This is a genomic window from Candidatus Protochlamydia sp. R18 (genome assembly GCF_000648255.1).
GTDB classification, from domain to species: Bacteria; Chlamydiota; Chlamydiia; order Chlamydiales; family Parachlamydiaceae; genus Protochlamydia; species Protochlamydia amoebophila.
In genome coordinates this window covers 61,089-67,855 of record NZ_BASL01000705.1, presented here as the reverse complement: position 1 = coordinate 67,855, position 6,767 = coordinate 61,089, and the positions used below count along the sequence as shown (strand labels likewise).

6 protein-coding genes and 2 tRNA genes are annotated in these 6,767 nt (G+C 34.0%); 3 read left to right on the top strand and 5 right to left on the bottom strand.

Annotated features, from left to right (window positions below):
- Nucleotides 1-552: 552 nt before the first annotated feature.
- The 4 genes from TY19_RS06625 to TY19_RS06610 all read right to left on the bottom strand — a co-directional run bounded on the left by TY19_RS06625 (nt 553) and on the right by TY19_RS06610 (nt 3,075).
- Nucleotides 553-1,032: a type I restriction enzyme HsdR N-terminal domain-containing protein gene (locus TY19_RS06625; protein ID WP_042281154.1), complete on the bottom strand. Its 480-nt coding sequence runs from the start codon at nt 1,030-1,032 to the stop codon at nt 553-555.
- 6 nt (nt 1,033-1,038) lie between these two features.
- Nucleotides 1,039-1,674, bottom strand: coding sequence for a ribosome hibernation-promoting factor, HPF/YfiA family (gene hpf / locus TY19_RS06620; RefSeq protein WP_011174888.1), 636 nt, complete (start codon nt 1,672-1,674; stop codon nt 1,039-1,041).
- Nucleotides 1,675-1,911: 237 nt separating this feature from the next.
- Nucleotides 1,912-2,988: a 23S rRNA (adenine(2503)-C(2))-methyltransferase RlmN gene (rlmN, locus tag TY19_RS06615; protein WP_042281151.1), complete on the bottom strand. Its 1,077-nt coding sequence runs from the start codon at nt 2,986-2,988 to the stop codon at nt 1,912-1,914.
- A gap of 14 nt (nt 2,989-3,002) precedes the next feature.
- Nucleotides 3,003-3,075 (bottom strand) — tRNA-Arg (locus tag TY19_RS06610).
- A 79-nt stretch (nt 3,076-3,154) separates the two neighbouring features.
- Between TY19_RS06610 and recO the strand changes: the two genes are divergently transcribed.
- The 3 genes from recO (at nt 3,155) to TY19_RS06595 (ending at nt 4,913) form a co-directional block, all read left to right on the top strand.
- A complete protein-coding gene (gene recO, locus TY19_RS06605; protein ID WP_042281148.1) occupies nt 3,155-3,850 on the top strand; it encodes a DNA repair protein RecO in 696 nt (231 codons plus the stop codon).
- Between the two features lie 51 nt (nt 3,851-3,901).
- A tRNA-Leu gene (locus TY19_RS06600) sits at nt 3,902-3,985 on the top strand.
- 136 nt (nt 3,986-4,121) lie between these two features.
- A complete protein-coding gene (locus tag TY19_RS06595) occupies nt 4,122-4,913 on the top strand; it encodes an RMD1 family protein (protein ID WP_039356589.1) in 792 nt (263 codons plus the stop codon).
- 790 nt (nt 4,914-5,703) lie between these two features.
- Here the strand turns inward: TY19_RS06595 and TY19_RS06590 are convergent.
- The gene (locus TY19_RS06590; protein WP_042281145.1) at nt 5,704-6,729 is read right to left on the bottom strand and encodes a hypothetical protein; all 1,026 of its coding nucleotides are present in this window, start codon (nt 6,727-6,729) and stop codon (nt 5,704-5,706) included.
- Between the last annotated feature and the right edge of the window lie 38 nt (nt 6,730-6,767).

The following is a 6,767-nucleotide window of genomic DNA, read 5'->3' as shown; positions in this document are numbered from 1 at the left end:
AGGAAGCCCTGAAAAATTGTTTTGCATAATAAATTTATTCGTTCAGAAAATTTTAAATGAACATTCGATCGATAGTAGGGGTGAATATCTGCATTGGCAATGAGAGTTTGCCGATTAAAACTTGGATTATGAATATGCATAATTACCCTCCAAATTATTTGGATAATTTTTAATTATATTATATATAAAAAATATTGCAATTTTAATAAAATTAAATATTTAATTAAAGTTAAAAAGAGGACGGCTCTTATCGATCAATAGTTGAAAAGATTTTGTTCAAATAAGAAATACCAGTAAAGAAATTGATTCCAATTTCATCACTTAAATGAACAATCTTCAGTTTGTTAAACAAGGAATGAATAAAAAGATTTGCCTAGTTGGAGCAAAAAGCAAATGTATTTTTATTTATTAAGGTTATAAAATTCAGATTAGTATGAGATGTTTGCGAATAGAATTTCATCTGTTCGAGACGAATTCTCAGATTCAGCAAGATCCTTTGAATCGTCGCCACTATTTCCAGAAAATCTTTTTAAGGTTTAATTTTTCATCTGCTCATTTTACTAGTTCCGAAAAAAATAATTTTGCTTGCCGCAGAAGAGAAGGGTAAGAAAAAATATTTGTAATAGCTTGATAATCTTTTTGTTGAGGATCGTACCAACCAAGTCTTTTTTCGTCTTGATTTGCCAATCCAATAAAACAAGCTTGAAGAAATTGATTATAACCTACGACTTGGCGCATAGCTTTATCTGTGAGAGGGACAGCTTTACATTCGATCAATAACAAAGGATAAAGAGGAAAAGAGGGATGAAGGTGAGGGGTGAGAATAACAAGGTCAGCCCTTCTTTTGGGAATTTGTTGAGGGGGAATATGACGCAGATGAGGCATTTGACTCAAAGTGACTTCCAGAGCCAAACTTCCTATCGGATAACCCAAATTCTGCGTCATATGACTGATTAACAATTGCCTAACTTTCTCTTCAGGTGTTTCTAAAATCCATTTCTTTCGAACAGAACAGAAAAGTTGATTAGGCATAGATCATTAGCTGTTTAAATCAATAATTCCATAGTGACCATCTTTACGTCTGTAAATCACTTTCAATTTTTGATCTTCTTCATTTTTGAAGATCAAAAACACATCTTGAGAAAGCTCCATTTTCATAATAGCTTCATCAAATGTCAAGGTTTTAAGAGGGCGGGTTTCTCGTTTGACAATTTCATGCCCGCCAACAATGTGGCCATTGGTGACAGAAGCAGAAAATTCACTTTCTTCCTCTTCCATTTCCTCTTCAGCACTAGGATTGCGAAGCACATTTACATTCATATCAATAATAGCTAAACTTTTTGCGTGATGGTCTTGAATTTTTGATTTGTAACGACGAATTTGAGCTTCAAGTCTTGCAATCGCTTTATCAATTGAAGCATACATATCAGGTGTTGCTGCTTGGCTTTGGATTTTTGTATGCCCTGCTTTTAAGATAATTTCTACTTTGTGGTCAATTTTTTGGATATCCATGATCACATTCACATCAATGATGCGATCCATGAATCGCTCAATCTTAGAAATTTTTTCCATGGCATAACTTTTCATGGAATCTGTAATTTCGACATGCCGACCTGTAATTTTAACGTTATATTCAGTATCTACAAATTCTAAGGCTTTTGCTTTGCGATTCATACGTACCTCAATGAGTTAACCTTGACGTTTTAGTTTTGTAGTAGCTAAAGTAAGTTTGGAAAGAAAGTTACCTATTATCCAAGTCTCACTAAAAAGGCAACCAATACTCGGCCTTTACAATATTATTATAACACTCTAATTTGCCATTGCAAAGAGAAATCGATCCATACACGGTAGGTGTTTATTCTTTAGATTTTATGATAAAAAGTTTAAGAATTGATAGTCAATCTAACTTTTTTATTGTTTTAGTATCGGCAGAATAAAGGGTTTTTTACGTTTCAGCTCAAGGTTGCCTAACTGTCCGCAAGCTGCCATAATTTTTTGTCCTTTAGTTTGCCTTAAAAGAGTATAAAATCCTTTTTCTCGAAGATAACTGGTAAAATTTTCAAGAGTGGATTGCTCAGGAGATTGAAATCGATCACGACTTTGGGGATTGTAGGGAATCAAATTAATTTTAACATTGAGTCCGGATAAAAAATCGGTTAATTGTTTAGCGTGCTCGATTGAATCATTTTGCTCCTTAATGAGAACATAAGCAATTAAAACTTGTTTACTAGTTTGTTTACAAAAATCATAGATAGCTTGATAAAGCTCTTTTAAGGGATATTTTTTGTTAATAGGCATGAGTTTGTTACGCAACTCATCATTGGGAGCATTTAAAGAGACCGCTAAATTAGGGAGTGGGGTTGTTTCTTGCAATAATCGGTAAATTCCTTCTAAACAACCACTCGTGGAAATAGTAATACGATTATTTCCCAAACCAAATCCATGAGAATCTGTTAAAATGCGAAATGCATGCATGACAGTATCATAATTATCAAAAGGTTCTCCCATTCCCATGAAAACAATATTTCTAACTGAAAAATGTAAACGGAATTTCGCAATGAAAAGTTGACTGAGAATTTCTTGGGTCGTTAAATTTCTCAAAAGTCCCATTCGACCTGTTTCACAAAATGCACATCCCATTTGACATCCGATTTGTGAGGAAATGCATAGAGTCCCACCTGCTTGCATGGGAATTAATACAGACTCGATATCTAAGTCATCTATAGTTTTAATTAAAAATTTTCCTGTTTGACCATCTGTCAAATTTTGTGAAATGGGTAAAAAAGAGAAATCGGTTAGAGAAAGAATATTTTGTAAAAGGGCTTGAGCATTTTTAAATGCTGGATTTAGTCCACTGATATTACCTCTGCGAAACCATTCTTGATAAACGAGTTTTGCGTGTTGAAAGCCTTTACCAAGTTCATGACTAATCGCGTTGGCATAGCTTTCAGAGGTATGCGATAAAATTGATATAGGAGGAATCTTCACGTTATGATGTACTATGCACCGAAGAGGGCTCGAACCTCTAACCACCCGGTTCGAAGCCGGGTACTCTATCCATTGAGCTATCGGTGCGATAAGAATTAATGCATTTTAACAGCTAAGAGATTAGACTATAGAATTTTGAAGATTATAAGTCAAAAAGTATTGCTATATGTTATCCGAATTTCAAACGGCTGAAGGTATTATTTTAAAAGTCATTCCTTTTCGTGATTATGATCAGATTGTAGCCATTTTTACTAAGGAAGCTGGCTTAATCAAAGTTTTATGCAAAAAGAGTCGAAATAAAAGAGGAGGGGCAAAGAGTCATTGCACGCCTTTAACAAAGGTTGAATTGGTTTATAAAGAACAAAAGGGTGAAATTTTTAATTGTCATGAAATATCAATTTTAGATTTTTACCGTCATTTACGGACCGAACTCAATCATTTAAATGCTGCTTGTGACATCATACAGCTTCTTTACCAAACGCAATTAGTAGGAAAGCCTGCTCCTCAACTTTTTACTTTGACTGAAATTTATTTGAAAAAAATTCCCCAAACCAAATTTCCGGATATTTTAACCACAAGCTTCCGTTTAAAACTACTAAAGCATGAAGGAATTTTAGCCCATCCTTTGGTCTGCAGTGTTTGCCTACAACCACTTCATCAAGAAGCTTTTTTTTTTCGAGGGGAAGTATTTTGTCGTTTACACTATCCTATGGGAGCCAGCCATTTACATGAAAACGAAATAAATGTATTATATCAATTATTGAATTGTAAAAATTATCAAGAATTAACTGAAATTACTCTTTTTTCTCAAACAAAAAACAAAATTGAGAGATATTGCAAAGAAACTATGCAAAAACAGTAAAATCTATTTGCCTCTATAGCTTAAAAGTGTTAAAATTTTTTTCTTATCTATGCGAAGGTGGCGGAATTGGTATACGCGCTACTTTGAGGTGGTAGTGAGGGTTTCCTCGTAGGGGTTCAAGTCCCCTCTTTCGCAACTTTTCAACTAAAACTCTGTTTTTCTTTATTCATTCAAAGCAATTAGTCTTTGGTACTGCATCATTAAGATGTTTATCGATCAATTATGAAAGCTTTTGCTAAATGGCATAAAATATAAATAACTAATGGCATATATGGATTGTCTCGCTTATTGCACAGCATCTTCCTATCAAATTAAACCCTTATTTGAAAGTTTAAAACACCAAGGAGCTACTCTTTATCGTGATGTAGTTCATCTTCCCATACCAGGAATTTCGATCGGGGATATATTTTATTTTTCTTATGGGGCTACTGTTTGTTGGGGGGTAACTCCAGATCAATGTCAACAATTTTTAGATCAAGCTAAAGCTTATGAAGAGCAGCCATTAATTCCGGAGGAAATGGATATTGATGAATTTACTTTTACATTTGGAGACGTTCCAAAAATTATTGAAGATGAAATTATTCTTCCTAATCGAGATGTTTTAAATCGCTTGGCCATTTCTCACGGATTAGCCCAATCTGTTAAGTTAGGGACTTTCGAGCATGCAATTCGTCGCACATTTCAATTCACTAAGCGAATTCCTCAAGATTTGGCGAAGCAGGGAAAAATTCCTCTTTCAAGAAAAGAAATTAGAAAGAAGATGGGGGCATTATTTATAGAGCGCAACTCCATCAATTTACATCTAGATATTTTGGATACACCAGAATTTTTTTGGGAATATTCGGAGTTAGAACCGCTTTACGCAATGACAAATAATTATCTAGATATTGATACAAGAGTAGAAGTTTTAAATCAAAGATTAGATGTCATGCATGAATTGTTTGAAATGCTCGGAAACGAACTTAATCATCAGCATTCTAGCCGATTAGAATGGACAATTATTTGTTTAATTGTGATTGAAGTTTTTCTATCTATTTGGCGAGATGTATTTCATTTTATTTAGGGCATTTTTGCAGAAAAAATAAGAGAAATACGACTATAAAAATTAATTAATGAAGAGAGGCAATTCTTAATTCGTCAAATACTCCTCGAACGGGTAACACTAGAATGTGTTTGCCGCATTTTAATGTTAGCATGCCGTAGTTTCTACAATTTATTTATGAAATCATGGGAGAATTCCCAGTAAGCTTGAATGCAACTGTAACGAGTGCAGAGATAGATGGTTCAAGTCGCTGCTATCAAGTTAGATGAGCAATGGGGAGCTATGGGGGAATAAGGATAATCAACAATGGCTGTGGTTTGTTTTCACTCTGCTATGAGGTAAGTTTTAGGCATGCGCAACGAGAAGTAAACGCGAAAAGCTGCGGAATGTCTGATGAGAAAATTGCCAGAAAACTCAAAAAACTGTCTTTTATACACATGAATTCTCAATGTGGCGAAGTCATTCTTTAGACGTAGTACCGACTTAATTGGAAAAGAAGCGGGAAAAGTAAGCTCTATTGAAAGGTTCAATTATATCTTTAGACAAAAATGCTTTCTCAAGCAGTGAGAAAATATTTTCTTTTTTGAAGAAGTTAATTAACCCTATTAGTATAATCAACTATTTTATTTGCGACTACAATCGGCGTTGAGCATTATAAGTTAGGACTACCAGAATAGGGATAAAACTTAATCAACAATTGACTTTGTTCTTAAAATTCTAAATTTAATAAAGAGTTGTCTAAGCATTTTAGATTAAAATTTATATAGCGATTTAATTGTAATCTTATAGGTTAGACAACTATTTAAAGGACTTACTTACGCTCTGTCTCATGTACAGGCGTAGTTACTAATATCCCATTTTTTTCTGGGAATTCTACATCCATAATATGATTTAAAACTTCTTTTTTGCTATCAACCCGTCTAATTGCTTCTGCGATAATTCGATTCATGAAGCTTTCTTTAGAAGTTGGAACTTTTTCGCCTGATGATCCGATTTGAGAATAACCTACAAGAGTATGACCAACTTTTACTTCACTAACTCTAACATTTAAGCATGAATCAGTCACATTAATACTTTCTTCTATGGTGCAAATAATTTCATATACACCTTTGGTAACATGGTTAACTTTAAATATTGTCTCGGTCACTTCTTTTTTAGGATTTTTAGTGCTTCTGCCTACTACCTGGAGTAAACAGCCTTCGGTCGTAGCGGTTGCGTCTGGAAATTCAGCGAAAACCCACAAATGTTTCCAGTCCTTCCAAAGTTCGTTGACAACATTAGCTAATTGTTGGTTTCTAACGATGTTTGCATGGTCTTGTTTTAATTCTTCTTGCCACTCGTTAGCGAAAGTCATATAATCAGCTCGAACTTGATCTATGTCTTTATTCAATTCTTCTTCAAACTTGCCTGGAAAAATTTCCGCTGCAAGTTTTTGGCTTGCAATTAATGACTGACGCCTTTGAGACATCTTATAAACTTCATTTACTTTATTTTTAGTTTTATCAACAAACAAAGCTTCTTCTGTTGAAAGTTTTGTACGGTCTAAACGTTTGATTGCAGTTTCGTGACGTTGCCACGATTTTGCCTCGCGTACAAAAACTAAGGCAGAAAAATTGTGCCGGCTATGATCTAGTACATCTATCGTCGATCCAGTAATCATACTGTTGTTATATTTTTCTAACCAAGCCTTGACAATTTGATGTATTACTGACAATAGTTGTTCACTTAAAAAAGTAGCTTGGTGTTTAATTTTTTCGTCTTGGCGTTTAATTTTTTCATATTCACTTTCAGTGTACCAACTATAAAAGCCATTTAAAGCATCGTGAATAATTTGCATAACTATTTCCTATATTAATTAAAAGACATTTTATGTTT